The sequence below is a fragment of the Apolloniradiicaulis salifontis genome, from assembly GCF_053756655.1.
The window spans coordinates 1,068,675-1,086,489 of the sequence record NZ_CM132387.1 but is presented as its reverse complement, the minus strand read 5'-3'; the positions used below and the strand labels follow the sequence as shown (position 1 = coordinate 1,086,489).

Sequence of the window (17,815 nt, the reverse complement as noted above, 5' to 3'; positions counted from 1 at the left end):
GCGGCAATGGGGAGGTTATGAGGCTTTTAACGCCTCAAGTTCGCGTTTCACCGCTTCAAGCTTCGCCTGATCGACCCCGCGCGCCACCAGCGCCACGCCGCGGCGAAAGCCGCCCTCGCCGTCGTCTTCAAACCAGGGATAGGAGCCCAGAGACACGCCGTCATGGGCGTCCTGAACGGCTTTCAGGCGCGGCGCGATATCGCCCTCGCGCACGCCTTCAAGGCGCACGGTGACGGAATGGGTGACCCGGCCGCGCGTCAGCCTGGGTGCGATGTCCTCCAGCATGCCGCGCGCGATCTTGGGCACGCCGGCCAGAACGAACACGTTCTCGATCTGGAAGCCCGGCGCGCCGGTGACCGGATTGTCCACCAGCACCGCGCCGTCGGGAATGCGCGCCATGCGCAGGCGGGATTCGGTGATCTCGGTCCCACTTTTCTCATACCAGGCTTCAAGGATCGCCCGCGCGTCCCCGCGCACGTCGATCGCGCGCCCGAACGCGGCGGCCACCGCGTCTGCGGTGATGTCGTCATGGGTCGGGCCGATGCCGCCGGTGGTGAAGACATAGTCGCACCGCGCCGACAGCGCCCGCACCGCCTCTACGATGGCGTCCTGGTCGTCGCTCACCACGCGGGCCTCGCTGAGCGATATCCCCAACGGCGCGAGAAATTCCGCGATCTGCTGGATATTGATGTCGCGGGTGCGTCCGGAGAGGATTTCATCCCCGATCACCACCACGCCCGCCCTGACCGCCTCGCCCGTCTCACCCATCTCGACCTCGTCTGCTTGCGCCTTGTGGGACGGGGACTATGGTGCGCCGAACGCAATAAGTCCAAAGGCCTCCATGCAGTTCACATCCCCGCTCCTGCCCGGCCGGCCGATCAAGCGATACAAGCGATTCCTGGCCGATATCGAGCTGGACGGCGGCGAGAGGATCACCGCCCACTGCCCCAACCCAGGCTCCATGATGGGGCTGCAGGCGCCGGGCAGCCGCTGCTGGGTGTCGGTGAGCGACAATCCCAAGCGCAAGCTGAAGCACACGCTGGAGGTTCTGAAAGCCGACGGCACGCTGGTGGCCATGAACACGATGAGCCCCAACAAGATCGCCGAGGCGGCAATCGATAACGGCGAAATCGCGCCCCTGTCCGGCTATGACGCGATACGGCGCGAGGTGAAGTACGGGGCGAATTCGCGCATTGACCTTCTTCTCACCGCTGAGACCCGCCCCGACTGCTATGTGGAGGTGAAGAACTGCCACCTCATGCGCACGCCGGGTCTCGCCGAGTTTCCAGACAGCGTCACCACGCGCGGCGCCAGGCATTTGTTTGAACTGAGCGAGCGGGTGCGCGCCGGGGACCGCGCGGTGCAGCTTTTCATCGTTCAGCGCGGCGACTGCACGCGCCTTTCGCCGGCTGACGATCTGGACCCGGCCTATGCACAGGCCCTTCGCGCCGCGGCGACGGCCGGTGTGGAGATCCTCGCCTATGGATGCGACGTGACCCTTGACGGCGTGACGCTGGAGAAACCCTTGGAGATCGCGCTGTGAGCCCTACCCCGCCAAACCCCTTCTCAGAGAGTCTCACCCCTGAGAGCGCCGGCTGGGACATGCCCGCCCCCCATGTGCGCACGGTGACCGCCACGGCGTCCGAGATTGATATTTTCGGCCATGTGAACAACGCCGTATATCTGCGCTGGGCCGACGAGGCGGCATGGGAGCATTGGGAGCATTCCGGGCATGACCACGACACCTGCCGTGATCTTGATCAGGGCATGGCGATTGTGCGCACCGAAGCCGACTATCTGGGCCATGTGCGCGAGGGGGACCGCATCGCCTGCGCGGTCTGGATCCCGGTCTCCGACGGGCGCCTTCGGGCCGAGCGCTGGTATCAGTTCCGCCGGGTGAGCGACGGCGCGACCGTGTTTCGCGCGGTCACCAAGCTGGTCTGCTTCACCCTTTCCAGCGGCAAGCCCACGCGCATGAAAGGCGCCTTCGCGGAGCACTATGCGAAGCCGGATCCGGCGCTGGCCGACGCGGCGGCGCGCTTCATGACTGAATTGAAACGTTAGACTTGGCCGCAGCTTCGTTATAAGCGCGCCCAAAGCTTCAAGAAACACCACGGGGACCCGCCCATGCGCATGACATTCGCCGCCGCCAGCGTGCTGGTGCTCGCCGCCTGCACCACGCCTTCAGCGCCGCAAGCCGGCGCACCGTCCATGGCCGAGGCCACCGAACCCGCGCAGTCGGTGCGCGCGGGCGCCATTGAGGCGCATATCCGCTTCCTCGCCGACGATCTGATGGAGGGCCGCGAGGCGGGCGAACGCGGCTATGATCTGGCCGCCAATTATGTGGAGGCGCAATATCGGCTCATCGGACTCGAGCCCGCCGGTCTTGAAGGCTATCGCGCGGCGGTCCCGCTGCAGACCGTCACGGCCCTGCCAGAGGCCGCCCGGTTCGATATCGACGGCGAAGCGCTGACCCCCGGCGATGACTTCATCGTGGCGGCCTCGGCCCACCATGATGAGAGCGAAGTGACCGGCGAGGCGGTGTTCGCCGGATATGGCGTCGTGGCGCCGCAGCTGGGCGTGAACGACTATGCAGGCCTGGACGTCGCCGGCAAGATCGTCGTGATCCTCGCCGGCGTGCCCGAAAACGCGCCGTCGGATGTCGCCGCCCATCTCAATAACTCCGGCACGCGCGCGGCCTTCGCTGCGCAGGCCGGCGCAGCGGGACTCGTCACAATCCCGGCTGATGGCTTGACCCGCTACACGTACTCGCGCCGCGCCGCCCGCGCGCGCCAGCCCTCCATGACGGTGGCCGCCGACGCAGGCGCCGCGAGCCTGCAGGTGGAGGCCGCCCTCTCCGAAGCCGCGGCCGCGCGCCTGTTCGAAGGCGCACCGGAGAGCTTTGAGACCGTGATCGCCGCCGCCCGCGCCGGTGAGGCCGTTCCCGCTTTCGCACTGGGCAAGACCGTGACGCTGGCTCAGGCGACGACCCGCGAAATGATCTCTGACGACAATGTTGTGGGCGTGCTGCCCGGGTCGGATCCCGCACTTGCAGGCGAGCCGGTGATCGTCACCGCGCACCTTGACCATGTGGGGATCTGTCGCCTCGAAGAGGCGGAGGACCGGATTTGTAACGGCGCGCTGGACAATGCGTCTGGGACCTCGATCATGATCGAGACCGCGCGCGCGCTGTCGCAAGGCCCGGCCCTGCGCCGCCCGATCGTGTTCGTGGCCCTCGCAGCCGAAGAAAAGGGCCTTCTGGGCGCCGCCCATATCGCGGCAAACCCGACGCCGGCCATGGCCGGCATGGTCGCCAACATCAATCTGGACATGCCGGTGATCCGCTACCGGTTCGAGGATCTGATCGCGTTCGGCGCCGAGCATTCCACGCTCGGCCCCCTGGCGGAAGCCGCGGCCGGCCGGCGCGGCGTCGCGCTCACCCCCGATCCCCTGCCCGAGCAGGCGCTGTTCACGCGTTCAGACCACTATCACTTCGTGCGCGCAGGCGTGCCCTCGCTCTTTTTGATGACGGGCTTCTCCAGCCCCGATCCCGAGGACGATGAAGGCCAGGGCTTCCTGCGCTTTCTGGGCGGCGATTATCACGGCCCGGGCGACGAAGCCGACGCGGTGCTGTTTGAGGAAGGCGCCAAATTCGCCGAAATCAACATGGAGATCATCCGCGAAGTGGCCAACGCCGACGCAACACCGGCCTGGAACGAAGACAGCTTTTTCAAAACCCTGGCCGACTAGGGCCGATCCAGGCCCTGCCGGCTCGACTGCACCTTGAAGCGCCCGGCGCGGATTGGCCGCGCGCCTGGGCGTTTCTTTTGTGAACACGCATGATACACACGGGTCACGAGCAAGCAGGAGAAGACGGTGAGCGAGACCGGGACCGAGGCCGCGCCGGTGCGCGACGGCCAGATCAAGCGCCATGGGCCGGACGGCTTTGAGGGCATGCGCAAGGCGGGCCGGATTTCCGCGCGCGCCCTGGACATGCTGGTGGACATGGTCAAACCCGGCGTGACCACCCAGCAGATCGATGATGTGGTGCGCGAGTTCTTCCTCAAGGAAGGCGCGGCGCCCGCCACCCTGTTCTATCGCGGTTACACCAAATCCAGCTGCACCTCGATCAATCACGTGGTCTGCCACGGCATCCCCAACGACAAGCCCCTCAAAGAGGGCGACATCGTCAATATCGACGTCACCTGCATCAAGGACGGCTGGCACGGCGACACCAGCCGCATGTATCCGGTGGGCGAAGTCCGCCGAAAGGCCGAGCGTCTGGTGGAAGTGACCTATGAGGCGATGATGCGCGGCATCGAGCAGGTGAAGCCGGGCAATACGTTCGGCGATATCGGCCGGGCGATCCAGGAGCATGCCGAGGCGCAGCGCTTCTCCATCGTGCGCGATTTCTGCGGCCATGGCCTCGGCCGCCTGTTCCACGACGCGCCGAACGTTCTGCATTTCGACGAGAAAGGCATGCGCACCGCCGTGCTCGAGCCGGGCATGTTCTTCACCATCGAACCCATGCTCAACGCCGGCAAGGCGGGCGTGAAAGTTCTGGGCGACGGCTGGACCGCGGTGACCCGCGACAAGACCCTCTCCGCCCAGTTCGAGCATTCGGTGGGCGTCACCGAAGACGGGGTGGAGATCTTCACCAAAAGCCCGCAAGGCCTGGACTGCCCGCCTTATTCGTGAGGCGGACTGGCGCACCAACCCTGATCGCCGCGCGACGTGCTGGCCGCCGTTACAAACTTTAATATTTCCTTTACAATCTCGCGACCGCCCTGCTTAGATTTTCCAACGGGGAAAAGAGGGGGGAACACCGTGCGCGAATTTCAGCGTATACTTGGGCTTGTATTCATACTGACCGGGCTTGGCCTTTTGCAGTTTCTGCTAATACCAACCCATGAGCCTCAGCTCATGATCGGGCTCCTGGGAGCCGTGCTGTTTCAACTCGGCTTGAACGCACTGTTCTTGGATTGGCGCCTCAAATCCGGCGCCCACCGCGCCAGCTCCGGCGACAGGCTGAGTACGACCGGTTCCTGATCGGCAAGCGTGAGCCACACGGCCAGGCGGCGGGCGCGTTGCTTTGAAAAGCTGGCGCCGCCACCCCCTCCGTCCGCTGCGCGGACACCTCCCCATCAAGGCGGAGGAGTAAGGCGCTCGCTCAAACCGCCTTCGCGAACCGCAACAGCCCTAGCCGTGCAGCTGCACCGCCTCGGTGATCTTGTGGACCAGGTCGTCGCCGTCGGCTTCGTGGATGGTGACGTAATCGCCAAGCCGCAGGGTGTGGTCGCCAAGCTTGAAGACCGGCTCGTCCGGGCCTTCGCCCTCTTCGTCATAGTGGAAAAACCAGTTTGAGCCGCGATGGGTGAGCCAGCCGTCGGCGCGCTCTTGATCATCGGGGGAGAAGCGGATCACCGTGCAGGCTTTCTTGTGCTTGCGGTAAAGATCGGCGTCCAGCTTGCCGTCCTTGTCCAGCGGCGCGGTGATGACGTAGCCGCGCTCGTCGTCGCCGTCGATGATTCCGGCATCCGGGTTGCGCCCCAGGCGCAGGGTGAGACGGGTCAAAGCCATGGGCGAATCTCCTTTTTGAAATCGGTCAGTGGGCGATCAGAAGAGATGGCCCTTCCGTCGCCCCCAGAAGCGTGCGGGTGACCCCGCCAAAGATGAACTGGGCGATGCGCGACTGGCCGTAGGCGCCGGCCACCAGCAGGTCGCAGCCTTCAGCCCCTTTCAAAAGTGCGTCGCCGAGCCCGCCGCTTGTGGAAACGGGTGTGGAGGTCGCTTCGATCCCTCGCCCTGACAGCCAGTTGGCCAGGCGGTTCGGCGCGGCCACGGCGCGGTCCTGATAATCGAGGTTTTTCGAGCTGTGCAGGATCGTCACTTTAACCCCCGGCTGAAACAGCGGCTCGGCGGCGAACGCAGCGCGCGCAGCCTCTTTCGACCCGTCCCAGGCCACGGCGATTGTCTTCGGCGGCACAGCGCCGGCCCGCGGCACAAAAACCGGGCAGCCCTCCTCCACCAAGCAGGCGGTGGTGAAATCAGCCAGCGATCCCTTGCCCGCCGCGGCGTGCGGACAGGTCACCAGAAGCCGCACAAGGCGGGCCTGCTGGGCGGCGTCGGACGGGCTGTCGCAGATGCGCCGGAAGCTCGCGCCGTCGGACAGCTCGCCCGTCATGGCGGCGAGAAAGCTTTTCTCAGCCGTCTTGCAGGCCCTGTCGGTCTCCTCGCGCACCGCGTCCAGGGCGGAGCTGACCACCGAGGCGCCCGCCGCCCCCGGCCCGGTCCACAGCATATAGGCGGCCGGGTCCGGCTCCACGAACAGGCCGCGAATGTCCGCCCCGAAGAGCGGGGCGAGCCTGGTGGCGGCGGCGATCGGCGAGGTGTCGGCGTCCGAGCCCTGCAGCGCGACGAGAATGCGTTCGCGTTTCATCATGGTCTCCCTGTGCCAAGCCCTTTGGTCACGACGGGCTTTTCTTGAACTTACGCCGTTTCGCGCTACGACGGGAGGGAAAGCTCATCAAGGCGGGACAAAGTGGCGCGGTCACCGGCGAAGGCGAAACCACCCAGAGCCTGGCAACGCATGTTGTCGGGGCGCCGGCTTGATCTGCTGGACCCCTCCCCGTTTGATGTGGAGATCGACGACATCGCCCAGGGCCTGGCGCGGGTGGCGCGCTGGAACGGGCAGACCATGGGCGATCACGCCTTCTCTGTGGCTGAACATTCGGTCATCGTGGAGGCGCTGTGCGCCGAGCTGGAACCGGACTGGCCCGCCGCATGGCGTCTGGCCGCCCTGCTGCACGACGCGCCCGAATATGTGATCGGCGACATGATCTCGCCGTTCAAGGCGGCGCTGGGCTATGACTACAAGGCGTTCGAAGCCCGGCTGGAGGGGGCGATCCACATGCGCTACGGCCTGCCGCCGGACCTTCCCGACGAGGTTCACAAGACGATCAAGCGCGCAGACCGGTTGTGCGCCTTCTTCGAGGCGACCCAGATCGCCGGCTTCAGCGTGGAGGAGGCGCGCAAATTCTTCGGCCGCCCGCCGAAGGGTCTCTCCATCACGATCAATCCCCTGCCCGCCCGCGACGCCCAGATCCTTTTCCGGGAGCGGTTCGACACGCTGTTTGCCCGCGTGGAACGGGACCGCCGGTCATGAGGCCCAGGATCGACATGGCGGCGCTCGGGCGCATCGTCGTCGGGCTGAACGCGGTGATCTTCGCGGCCGGCGAGACCGAGCTGAAAGTGCTCGTCACAGAAAGCCTGGAGGGCGGACAGACCGCGCTTCCCTTCGGTCCGTTCGACCCGGAGATCCACCGCACGTTCGAGATCGGCCTGCGCGAATGGGTGCGCGGCCAGACCGGGTTCGAACTGGGCTATGTGGAGCAGCTCTACACCTTCGGCGACCGGGGACGCGAGGCGCCCGTGGCGGCGCTGGCCGGCGCGGAGGACGCTCGGGTCATTTCGGTGGGCTATCTTGGACTCACCCCCCAGGCGCGCACACTAAAGGGCGATGAGGCGCGCTGGCTGGGCTGGGCGCGGTTCTTCCCCTGGGAGGATCATCGCGACGGCCGCCCGGCGATCCTGGACGGGTTTCTGGAGCCGGCGCTTCGAAGCTGGTGTGATGAAGCCGCGGCGCCCGGCCGCCGCGCCGCGCGCTATGATCGGGTGCGGGTCTGCTTCGGGCTGGACGGCGCCGCCTGGAACGAGGAACGCGCGCTGGACCGCTACGAGCTTTTGTACGAGGCCGGGCTGGTGGCCGAAGCCGCCCGCGATCGCGGCGAGCCGGCGCCGGCTGAAAGCGCGGGCGAGGCGATGGCGTCCGACCATCGCCGGATTCTCGCGACGGCCCTCTCCCGCCTGCGCGGCAAGATCAAATACCGCCCCGTGGTGTTCGAGCTGACCCCGCCTGAATTCACCCTCTCCCATTTGCAGAAACTGGTGGAGAGCGTGTCCGGCTTTCCCCTGCACAAGCAGAATTTCCGCCGCGCGCTGGACCGGGCCGGCTTTGTGGAAGGCACCGGCCGCATGGAGAGCCGCACCGGCGGACGCCCGGCCGAACTGCATCGCTTCGTGCGCGAGACGCTGAAATCGGGGACCGCACTGGGCCTCACGATTCCGCGATTGAAGGACGCCGCGTCATAAATCTGACTTGCCACCGGGGTTGTCAGGCGTATAGTCCCTCTCCACGTTAGGCTCATCTAGAGCATAAGCCCGGCGGCGACCCTTCGCCGCCATCTTTAAGGCCCGCCTAATGCTCACTTCGAGCAAAAGCGTTCGAAGCTGCATCACGCGGGACCACGGGAGGCGACAATGGACGGCATGACTTTCCCCGCGAGCACCTGGCCCGAGGCCGATGCGCTCGTTTATGACGCGGCTGTCAAAGCACGCGTCGATCATCTCTATGAGCGCGTGAAGGACGTGGTGACGCCCATGGAGTGGCCGAAATTCGCGCCGCTCATCGACGCCATTAACCGCCTGAAGGTGGAGCGCGGCGCAACGATCCTGGCGCACAACTACATGACGCCGGAAATCTTCAACTGCGTCGGCGACATCACCGGCGACAGCCTGAAGCTCGCCCAGGTCGCCGCCGAGGCCGAGGAGGATGTGATTCTCCAGGCCGGCGTGCACTTCATGGCCGAGACCGCGAAAATCCTGTCGCCGCACAAGACCGTGCTGATCCCCGACATGGAGGCCGGCTGTTCGCTGGCCGCCTCCATCACCGGCGCGGACGTGCAGCGCATCAAGGCGGCCTATCCAGACCTTCCCATCGTCACCTATGTGAACACGTCAGCCGAGGTGAAGGCCTGGTCCGACATCTGCTGCACCAGCTCCAACGCAGTGCAGGTGGTGGAGGCCGTCGCCGCCCAGTGGGGCGTGGACACCGTGATCATGATCCCCGACGAGTATCTGGCCAAGAACGTCGCGGCCCAGACCGGGATCAAGATCCTCACCTGGAAAGGCTCCTGCGAAGTGCACGAGCAGTTCACCCCGCAGGATCTCGATGACTTGCGCGCCGCCCACCCCGACGCGGTGATCCTGACCCACCCCGAATGCCCGCCGGACGTGATGGCCAAGGCTGACTTCGCCGGCTCCACCGGCGCCATGGCCAGCTATGTGAAGGATCACGCCCCGAAAAAGGCGATCCTGATCACCGAATGCTCCATGAGCGACAATGTCTCGGTGGAGAACCCGGGCGTCCAGTTCGTGAAGCCCTGCAATCTCTGCCCCCACATGAAGCGCATCACGCTCAAAGGCATCTACGAAGCCCTGCGCGACATGAAGCACGCCGTGGAGGTCGATCCGGTGATCGCCGAGAAGGCGCGCGCCAGCCTGCAAGCCATGCTGGACCTGCCCAAGGCGGCCAAGCCGCCGCACTTCGACACGGGGCGCGACGCCGTCGCCGTCCCGTATGTGAGCGTTTAGAGGCTGAATTCCCGGCCAAGCGCAAAGCGCGAAGAGCCGGGACCTCAGGCCGATAAAGGCGCTCTATCCTGCGCGAGGTCCCGGATCTTCGGCCATGCGGCCTCGTCCGGGAATACAAAAGTGAGTGCAATGACCCATCCCCTCATCATCGCCGGCGCCGGCATCGCAGGCCTCTGGACGGCTCTGCACGCCGCCCAGCGTCCGGTGATCCTGCTAACGGGTTCAAAGCTGGGCGAGAACAGCTCGACCGGCTGGGCCCAGGGCGGGGTGGCCGCAGCGCTGGGCGTTGACGACGCGCCGTCGCTTCACGCCGCCGACACGATCGCGGCGGGCGCAGGGCTGGTTGATGAAGACGCCGCGCGCCTGCTCGCCGAGGCCGGACCGCGCGAAATCGAGGACCTGTTCGCCCTGGGCGCACCCTTTGAAAAGGACGGCGACGCCTGGTCTTTGTCGCGCGAAGCGGCCCACAGCCGGGCGCGCGTCGCCCGGGTGAAGGGCGATCAGGCCGGCGCCGGCATTCTCAACGCCCTCATCACCGCCGTGCGCGCCGCGCCCCATATCGACATCCGCGAAGGTTGGCGCGCCGAGAGCCTGATCCCCGACGCCGACGGCGGCTGCGCCGGCGTGCTCGCGCGCGACGCGGACGGCGCCCTGCACCGGATCATCGCGAGCGACACCGTGCTCGCCACCGGCTCGCTGGGCGGGCTCTATGCCGTGACCACCACGCCCTGGACCAGCCAGGGCCAAGCCCTCGCCATGGCGGCGGGCTTGCGCGCCGAAATCCGCGATGCGGAGTTCGTGCAGTTCCATCCCACCGCCATCGATATCGGCCGTGACCCCGCGCCACTGGCCACCGAGGCCCTTCGCGGCGAAGGCGCCACGCTCATCGACGCAAAGGGCTCGCGCTTCATGAAGCCGGTGCACGCCGACGCCGAACTGGCGCCGCGCGACGTGGTCGCCCGCGCCGTCCACCGCCAGGTGAAAGCCGGCAAGGGCGCCTTCCTGGATGCGCGCGCCGCGGTGGGCGAGGCCTTCCCCGAGCGCTTCCCGGCCGTGTTCGCCGCCTGCATGTCCGGCGACATCGATCCGCGCACCCAGCCCATCCCCGTGGCGCCGGCGGCGCACTATCACATGGGCGGGATCGCCACAGACCTTTCCGGCTTCACCGGCGTGGCGGGCCTGTGGGCGGTGGGCGAATGCGCCGCCACCGGCGTCCACGGCGCCAACCGGCTGGCGTCCAACTCGCTTCTGGACGGGCTGGTCTTCGGCCGCCGCGCGGCTGTTGCATTGCGCAAGTCCGCGCCGCGCGCCCTCAACCCGCTTGAGGCGTTCGCGCCGCCCAGCCTGCCCGGCCCGGCGCTGCAGCGCTTGCGTCAGGTCATGGCGGCCGAGGCCGGCATGGAGCGTGACGGCGCCGGACTGTCGCGGCTCATCTCGGTGATCGACCAGCTTGAGGCGCGCTACGGCCCGGCGCCGGCGCTGATCGCTGCGCGCTTCGTCGCCGCAGGAGCGTTGGCCCGCACCGAAAGCCGCGGCGGCCATTTCCGCAATGATTATCCGAAAACACGACCGACCGGAGTCTCCACCCGCATGCGCCTAGACGACGCCCGCGCCGTAACCGCCACGGCCCTGCCCGCCGCGGAGATCGCGGAATGAGCCTTCAAATCCCGCCCGTGCCGCGCGGCGTCGTCGCAGAAATCGTCGCCGTGGCGCTGGACGAGGATCTGGGCGGACGCGGCGATCTCACCTCGCTGGCGACGATTTCCGAAAATGCGCGCGGCACGTTTCAAATCGTGAGCCGGGCTGAAGGCGTGCTGTGCGGAATACAGGCCGCCGACGAGGTCGCCTCCCAGGTCAGCGCCGAGCTGATCATCGACTGGCGCGCGAAGGACGGCGACTCCATCGCCAAGGGCCAAGCCGTCGCCCTGATCAAGGGCCCGGCGCGCGCCATTCTCACCGCCGAGCGCTCGATCCTGAACTTCATGGGCCGGCTGTCCGGCGTCGCCACGCTCACCCGGCGTTATGCAGACGCGGTGGAGGGGACCGGCGCCCGCGTCGCCCACACCCGCAAGACCACGCCGGGCCTTCGCGCCCTGGAGCTTCAGGCGGTGCGCGCCGGCGGCGGCGCGCCGCACCGCTTCGGCCTCGATGATGCGATCCTCATCAAGGACAATCACGTCGCCCTGTGCGGCGGCTCGGTGAGCGAAGCCGTGCGCCGGGCGAAGGCCTTCGCCGGCCACATGATGCGCGTCGCCGTGGAGGTGGACCGCCTCGACCAGCTGGAGGACGCCCTGTCGGCCGGGGCGGAGAGCGTGCTGCTGGACAATTTCAGCCTCGACGATCTTTCCGCCGCGGTGAAACAGGCCAAAGGCCACGCCACGCTGGAAGCCTCCGGCGGGGTGACGCTGGAAACGATCCGCGCCATCGCCCAGACAGGAGTCGACATCATCTCGGTGGGCGCACTGACCCACTCCGCGACGAATTTCGATCTGGGACTGGATGCGGTTTAGGTGGGGGACGCCGCCCACTGGTGCTCACAATTGCTTGCAGGCATGGGCGCCAGACGGCCTTCAGCGCGCCAGCGCTACGACTGCGCGCCAATGGCCCGCCACCGGCGCTTCCGCGGGATACACCTCCAGCATGACCTCTGGCGCGATCCCGGTCTCTTCAAACACCGCGCCGTCCGGACTTGCAAACACCTCGTTCGACAACTCGAGCAGCCAGCCATTGGGCAGCGGCTTGGCCAGCGGTGTGGAGAAGGCGCCGCGCGTGGTTGTGCCTGCATGGGTGACGTTGGGGAGCTGGCGGAGGGCGAGCGTCGCCAGTTCGCCGCCGCTGACCGTCACGTCGCTGGTGAGGAGAATTACCTGACCAGTATAGCGCGGCCCGTCCGCCGGCTCGATCACATGGGGAAACGGCGCAAGGCCGGAGCCAAGCGCCTGCGTGGTGAAGCCCACGAAAGACATATCGGTGAAGCGGCCCGGCAGGGCCTTGGCCACCCGGTCCCAGCCGCCGCGATTATTGGATAGATCCACGATCACACGGTCGGCGCCCTGAAACGCCGTAAACGCCTCATCTAGGGCGGCGTTGAATGCCGCCATTTCCGCTTCGGCCCACTGCGGGCTGGCGAAATCTGTCAGGTCGGTGAACCCGCCCATGACGAAAAGCTGTAGATAGCCGACACGCACGCCGTGCTCCGGCTCGATGACGCCCCAGAGCAGGCGGTCGTTCAGCGTGTGCACGGCGCTTTCGCCGAGCCCGGCCGCCGCCTGCTCCAGCAGCGCGATAAGCCATGGCGTTTCGCCTCCGCCGGCGCGCGCGCGCGGCAGGGTCTCGCCCAGACCGTCCTGCTGGCGGCGCGGCTCGCCGTCCACCACGCCGATCAGCTTGGTGTGACTGTCCGACAGCCCGTCCATATACATAGCGAGCGCGTTCCAGAGCTCAGCCTCGCTCATGGTGTCATGCACCGTCCGCCGAAGCCGCTCGGCCCGCACCCTCCGGTCGGGCAGGCGCCGGTCGAAGAAGGCGTAATGGCGCTTGAAATGATCCAGAAACGCCGCCGCAACCGCTGTCGGAGTGGCGTCGACCGGCGCGTTGCATTCTGCAGGCAGGGCGTCCAGCCGGTCGAAGACGACATTGGTGTCGCCGTCCAGAAGCTGGAAGATGGCGGCGTCGCCGGGCAGGTCGCGAGCGTAGCGATAGCTCACAGAGGCCATGGCTGACATGTCACGCGTCCCAACGGGCGTGGCGTAGCAGACATCGCCCGATTGAAAGCGGGTCGCGCCTTGGGCATCGATACCTAGGACCCAGCCATAGCCGCGCGACCGCCAGACTCCGCGAAACTCAGGCGCGGTTTGGCCGGCCTCGGCGTAGAGCAGCGTCAGCGGCCCGGCATCCAGCCAGGGCGTATCATCAGCCGGTTCAACGCCAGTCAGCGCGCAGCCGGCGACAAACGTGCACGCGGCGCAAAGAACGAGACGGATCATGGGAACTCCAAAAAGTGACCGCAGTCACTTTTATTGATCCTGATGGCGTCATGCAAGGAGTTTCACGAAGCCGCGGGCGCGCGCTTCGATAACGCGGTCGATTTCGAACGCGCCCTCGGCGTTGACCCATTCGCGCACCGTGCCGGTGAGCACGGCGAGGAACAGAGCGGCGGCCTCATCGGGGTCGACCTCTCCCCTCACCTCGCGATCGGCCTTCGCCGAGCGCATCAGCGCCTCGAACCTGGCCCGGGCCCGCGCGTCGGCCGCATGCTCCACGGCGCGCAGTTCGAGGTGAAGCGCGGACAGGCGCAGCTTGGCGCGCCACAGCTCCGGCTCGCCGAGCACAGGCGCCAAGGTCGCCGCGCACGCCGCGGCCAGCCGGTCGCCGAGCCGTCCGGACGGCGGATCGAACCCGTCGGCCTCTTCAGTGGCGCGCCCATACCACTCGAAAAGCAGATGCTCTTTGGTGGGGAAATGATTGAAGAAGGTGCCCTTGGCCACGCCCGCCTCGGCGCAGATTTGAGAGACGCTCACCGCGTCATAGCCGTGGGCGCAGAAAAGGGTCAGGCCTGCTTGATAGAGGCTCTCGAACACGGCGCGCTTCTTGCGCGCGCGTCGGCCGGGCTCTTCATGGATCTCGCCGCTCATCGCCACAGTTCACGCAGATACGCCACCGCCATCATCGCCGCTGGACGGCTCCGGCACGCCTACGCCTCGCGGTCAGAGACCAGCAGCTGACGCTCGGAGCGATTCGGGAAGCGGTAGAAGATGTGAGCGCCGATGCGGCGCGTGCGCACCAGCGAGTCGTTCCAGATCGGATCGACGGCGGTGGTGTGATAGTGCGTTGCGCGCCGCGTGACCGGCTGGGCGAAGCCCATGAGCGCATGCTCGGCCACCAGCTGGGCCCGCTCCCAGGTGCGCCCGTAGGGCGTGCGCACCAGCGAGCCGTCGCAGGTGAAGGTGAACTGGCAGCCGGTGACGCGTTCACTGCCCTGATACACCACGCCGCACACCGTGTCGGGATAGGCGCGGTGGCGTACGCGGTTCAGCACCACTTCAGCCACGGCCGCCTGGCCGGCGAAGTTTTCAGAGCGCGCCTCGTAGAAGATCGCTTCAGACAGGCAGCGGCGCTCGCGCGCAGCGGCGCGGGCCGCGTCCAGGTGCATGGTGTCGAAGCTGCGAAGATCGTCGAGGGCGCGCGCGGTGATGCGGGCGCCGAAAACTTCGTCGGACTCAACGGTGAAGCTCGCGAACTCCAGCGAAGCCGGGGCTTCATCCCAGCGCGAGGTCGCCGCATCGTCGAGATAGGCGCCGGCCATGTCGCGCCAGACGCCGGCCTCGTCCTGCTCGCGCACACGCTCCGGCGCCAGCGCCAATACGCCCGCCATGAAGACGAACGCCAGGGCGGAGGCGGCGCCTCCCGTCCAGCGCTTGATACGCGCTTTTGTCGATCCAGCGGTCATGTCGCCGTCTCTCCTCGCAGCGGTCTCAGGGCCGTTTCGCACATCGTGCGGCGGCCTGAACCGATACATCGTCCCGGACATCGGGAAAGTCACAGCGAGCCGTTGCAAGGCGTGCGCCGTAAAAGGGGACCTTAGCTAGGTTCCCCGCTCCGGCGGGTCAATAGACGTCAGGGCCGGGCGGAAATAAGGCGAGCGCCGCCATATTCTCACCCAACTCGCGGAAGCACCTATGGTTCCATAGGCTTAGATGGAATTTCAGCTGTCCCGTTTCAGGGCCGACTGGGCCGCGGCCAGTCGCGCTATAGGCACGCGGTATGGCGAACAAGACACATAATCAAGCCCGGCGCCCTCGCAGAAACGAATCGAGGCCGGGTCGCCGCCATGCTCGCCGCAAATGCCAAGCTTGATATCGGGACGGGTCGCACGGCCGCGTTCCACGCCGATTTTTATCAAGTCTCCGACGCCTTCCTGATCGAGGCTGACGAAGGGATCCTTCTCGAAGATTCCAGCTTCCAGATAAGCGCCCAGGAACTTGCCGGCGTCGTCGCGCGACAGGCCGAACGTGGTCTGGGTCAGATCATTGGTGCCGAACGAGAAGAATTCCGCGTGCTCGGCGATGGCGCCGGCCAGCAGCGCCGCGCGGGGCAATTCGATCATGGTGCCGATGAGATAGACCGGCGCGGTTCCGGTTTCTTCCTCGACCTTTTTGGCGATCGCCTCGATGCGCACTTTCAGGATCTCCAGCTCCTTGGGCAGGGCCACGAGCGGGATCATCACCTCGGCCACGGGCTGGACGCCGGTTTCCTTCTCCACCAGGGCCTGCGCCTCGAAGATGGCGCGCGCCTGCATCTCGTAGATCTCCGGATAGGTGATCCCGAGGCGGCAACCGCGATGGCCCAGCATGGGGTTGGTCTCGTTGAGGTCGCGCGCCCGCGCCATGAGCTGGTCGGCGGGAAGCCCGGTGGCCTGCGCGACCGCCTTCACGTCTTCCTCGGTGTGGGGCAGAAACTCGTGCAGCGGCGGATCCAGCAGGCGGATCGTGCAGGGCAGCGAGCCCATGATCCGGAAGATCTTCGCAAAGTCGTCGCGCTGCATGGGCAGGATCTTGGCCAGCGCCTTGATCCGCCCGGCCTGGGTGTCGGCCAGGATCATCTCGCGCACGGCGGCGATGCGGTCGGCGTCAAAGAACATATGCTCGGTGCGGCACAGGCCGATGCCCTCGGCGCCGAAATCTTTGGCTGTCTGAACGTCGGCGGGGGTTTCGGCGTTGGTGCGCACCTTCATGCGCCGCGCCTTGTCGGCCCACACCATGAGCGAGGCGAAATCGCCGGTGACTTCCGGCTTGATCATGGGCGCCTCGCCGGCCAGCACTTCGCCGGTGGCGCCGTCCACGGTGATCATGTCGCCATGGTTAAAGGTGCGCCCACGGGCGGTGAAGCTCTTGGCTGCGGCGTTGATCTTCATCTCGCCGGCGCCGGAGACGCACGGGCGCCCCATGCCGCGCGCCACCACGGCGGCGTGGCTGGTCATGCCGCCGCGCGCCGTGACGATCGCCTGGGCGGCGTGCATGCCGTGAATGTCTTCCGGGCTCGTCTCCACGCGAATGAGGATGACCTTCTCGCCCAGCGCGGCCATATGCTCGGCCTCGTCGGAATCAAACACCGCCTTGCCCACCGCGGCGCCGGGAGACGCCGGCAGGCCCTTGGCGATGACGTCGCGCGTGTAGCCGTCATCGATCATCGGGTGCAGCAGCTGGTCCAGAGCGCCGGGCTCCACGCGCAGCACGGCCTCCTCCTCGCTGATGAGGCCCTCCTCCACCATGTCCACGGCGATCTTCAGGGCGGCGCGCGCCGTGCGCTTGCCGTTGCGCGTCTGGAGCATCCAGAGCTTGCCCTGCTCGACGGTGAACTCGATGTCCTGCATGTCGCGGTAATGGATCTCCAGCTTCTCGAAGACCTCGGTGAGCTGGGCGAACACGTCGGGAAGCGCGGTCTCCATGGAGGGCAGCACGTCCTCCATCTTCACGCGCATGGATTCAGTCAGGCATTGCGGCGTGCGGATGCCCGCCACCACGTCCTCGCCCTGAGCGTTTATCAGGAACTCGCCGTAATAGCCGCGCTCGCCGGTGGAGGGATCGCGGGTGAAGGCGACGCCCGTGGCCGAGGTGTCGCCCATATTGCCGAACACCATGGCCTGCACGTTCACCGCCGTGCCCCAGCTGGCGGGGATGTCGTACATGCGCCGGTATGCGATGGCGCGCTGGTTCATCCAGCTGCCGAACACCGCGCTCATGGCGCCCCAGAGCTGATCGCGCGGATCGGTGGGGAAGGGATGGCCCAGCACTTTCTGAACCGCCTTCTTGTACTCCACGATCACCTCTTCCCACTCTTCGGCGGTGATCTCGGTGTCGAGTTGGTATTCCCGGTCCTCCTTGAAGGCCTCCAGGATTTCTTCAAAGCGCGAATGGGACACGCCCAGCACCACGTCGGAATACATGGTGATGAAGCGGCGATAGCTGTCCAGCGCGAAACGCCGGTCGCCGGAGAGCTTTGCCAGGCCCTCGGCGGTCTCGTCGTTGAGGCCCAGATTGAGCACCGTATCCATCATGCCGGGCATGGAGGCGCGCGCCCCGGACCGCACCGAGACCAGCAGCGGATTGCCAGGATCGCCGAACGTCTTGCCGACCTTGGCCTCCAGCGCTTTCAGCGCTTCTTCGACCTGATCCTGCAGACCTTCGGGATAGGTCTCTCCGTTGTCGTAATACGCTGTGCAGACCTCGGTGGTGAGGGTGAATCCCGGCGGCACCGGCAGGCCCAGCGTCGCCATCTCGGCCAGATTGGCGCCCTTGCCCCCCAGCAGATTCTTGTCGTCCCGGCTGCCGTCCGCCGATCCGCCGCCGAACGCGTAAACCCACTTGACCATTCTGGCTCCCCT

16 protein-coding genes are annotated in these 17,815 nt (G+C 66.8%); 9 read left to right on the top strand and 7 right to left on the bottom strand.

Annotated elements, in window-relative coordinates; translation table 11 throughout:
* Positions 1-15 precede the first annotated feature (15 nt).
* Positions 16-768, bottom strand: coding sequence for a competence/damage-inducible protein A (locus tag ACWCOP_RS05275; protein ID WP_478250178.1), 753 nt, complete (start codon positions 766-768; stop codon positions 16-18).
* Between the two features lie 73 nt (positions 769-841).
* Between ACWCOP_RS05275 and sfsA the strand changes: the two genes are divergently transcribed.
* The 4 genes from sfsA to map all read left to right on the top strand — a co-directional run bounded on the left by sfsA (position 842) and on the right by map (position 4,698).
* The gene (gene sfsA / locus ACWCOP_RS05270; RefSeq protein ID WP_478250177.1) at positions 842-1,543 is read left to right on the top strand and encodes a DNA/RNA nuclease SfsA; all 702 of its coding nucleotides are present in this window, start codon (positions 842-844) and stop codon (positions 1,541-1,543) included.
* Complete coding sequence (locus ACWCOP_RS05265) at positions 1,540-2,064, top strand: acyl-CoA thioesterase (protein WP_478250176.1); 525 nt, start codon at positions 1,540-1,542, stop codon at positions 2,062-2,064. The genes sfsA and ACWCOP_RS05265 overlap by 4 nt, the downstream gene beginning before the upstream one ends.
* A gap of 63 nt (positions 2,065-2,127) precedes the next feature.
* Positions 2,128-3,750: a M28 family peptidase gene (locus ACWCOP_RS05260; protein ID WP_478250175.1), complete on the top strand. Its 1,623-nt coding sequence runs from the start codon at positions 2,128-2,130 to the stop codon at positions 3,748-3,750.
* 126 nt (positions 3,751-3,876) lie between these two features.
* The gene (map, locus tag ACWCOP_RS05255; RefSeq protein WP_478250174.1) at positions 3,877-4,698 is read left to right on the top strand and encodes a type I methionyl aminopeptidase; all 822 of its coding nucleotides are present in this window, start codon (positions 3,877-3,879) and stop codon (positions 4,696-4,698) included.
* A gap of 501 nt (positions 4,699-5,199) precedes the next feature.
* Here map and ACWCOP_RS05250 read toward each other — a convergent pair.
* On the bottom strand, positions 5,200-5,580 hold the full coding sequence (locus tag ACWCOP_RS05250) for a hypothetical protein (protein ID WP_478250173.1): 381 nt from the start codon (positions 5,578-5,580) through the stop codon (positions 5,200-5,202).
* 25 nt (positions 5,581-5,605) lie between these two features.
* Positions 5,606-6,442, bottom strand: coding sequence for a universal stress protein (locus ACWCOP_RS05245; RefSeq protein ID WP_478250172.1), 837 nt, complete (start codon positions 6,440-6,442; stop codon positions 5,606-5,608).
* Between the two features lie 147 nt (positions 6,443-6,589).
* Between ACWCOP_RS05245 and ACWCOP_RS05240 the strand changes: the two genes are divergently transcribed.
* The 5 genes from ACWCOP_RS05240 to nadC all read left to right on the top strand — a co-directional run bounded on the left by ACWCOP_RS05240 (position 6,590) and on the right by nadC (position 11,942).
* Positions 6,590-7,165 (top strand): HD domain-containing protein, encoded by a 576-nt coding sequence (locus ACWCOP_RS05240; RefSeq protein WP_478250171.1) that lies wholly within the window; start codon positions 6,590-6,592, stop codon positions 7,163-7,165.
* Positions 7,162-8,151: an NUDIX hydrolase gene (locus tag ACWCOP_RS05235; protein WP_478250170.1), complete on the top strand. Its 990-nt coding sequence runs from the start codon at positions 7,162-7,164 to the stop codon at positions 8,149-8,151. Before ACWCOP_RS05240 ends, ACWCOP_RS05235 begins: the two co-directional genes overlap by 4 nt.
* A gap of 168 nt (positions 8,152-8,319) precedes the next feature.
* Positions 8,320-9,432 (top strand): quinolinate synthase NadA, encoded by a 1,113-nt coding sequence (gene nadA, locus ACWCOP_RS05230; RefSeq protein ID WP_478250169.1) that lies wholly within the window; start codon positions 8,320-8,322, stop codon positions 9,430-9,432.
* Between the two features lie 129 nt (positions 9,433-9,561).
* Complete coding sequence (locus ACWCOP_RS05225; RefSeq protein WP_478250168.1) at positions 9,562-11,088, top strand: L-aspartate oxidase; 1,527 nt, start codon at positions 9,562-9,564, stop codon at positions 11,086-11,088.
* Complete coding sequence (gene nadC / locus ACWCOP_RS05220; protein ID WP_478250167.1) at positions 11,085-11,942, top strand: carboxylating nicotinate-nucleotide diphosphorylase; 858 nt, start codon at positions 11,085-11,087, stop codon at positions 11,940-11,942. Before ACWCOP_RS05225 ends, nadC begins: the two co-directional genes overlap by 4 nt.
* 60 nt (positions 11,943-12,002) lie before the next feature.
* Here the strand turns inward: nadC and ACWCOP_RS05215 are convergent, their stop codons facing one another.
* The 4 genes from ACWCOP_RS05215 to ppdK form a co-directional block, all read right to left on the bottom strand.
* A complete protein-coding gene (locus tag ACWCOP_RS05215; RefSeq protein ID WP_478250166.1) occupies positions 12,003-13,418 on the bottom strand; it encodes a S41 family peptidase in 1,416 nt (471 codons plus the stop codon).
* A 48-nt stretch (positions 13,419-13,466) separates the two neighbouring features.
* The gene (locus ACWCOP_RS05210; protein ID WP_478250165.1) at positions 13,467-14,066 is read right to left on the bottom strand and encodes a TetR/AcrR family transcriptional regulator; all 600 of its coding nucleotides are present in this window, start codon (positions 14,064-14,066) and stop codon (positions 13,467-13,469) included.
* Positions 14,067-14,125: 59 nt separating this feature from the next.
* Positions 14,126-14,881: a cell wall hydrolase gene (locus tag ACWCOP_RS05205; RefSeq protein WP_478250164.1), complete on the bottom strand. Its 756-nt coding sequence runs from the start codon at positions 14,879-14,881 to the stop codon at positions 14,126-14,128.
* 255 nt (positions 14,882-15,136) lie between these two features.
* Positions 15,137-17,803 carry a pyruvate, phosphate dikinase gene (ppdK, locus tag ACWCOP_RS05200; protein WP_478250163.1) on the bottom strand — a complete coding sequence of 889 codons (2,667 nt, stop codon included), beginning with the start codon at positions 17,801-17,803 and terminating at the stop codon, positions 15,137-15,139.
* Positions 17,804-17,815 lie beyond the last annotated feature (12 nt).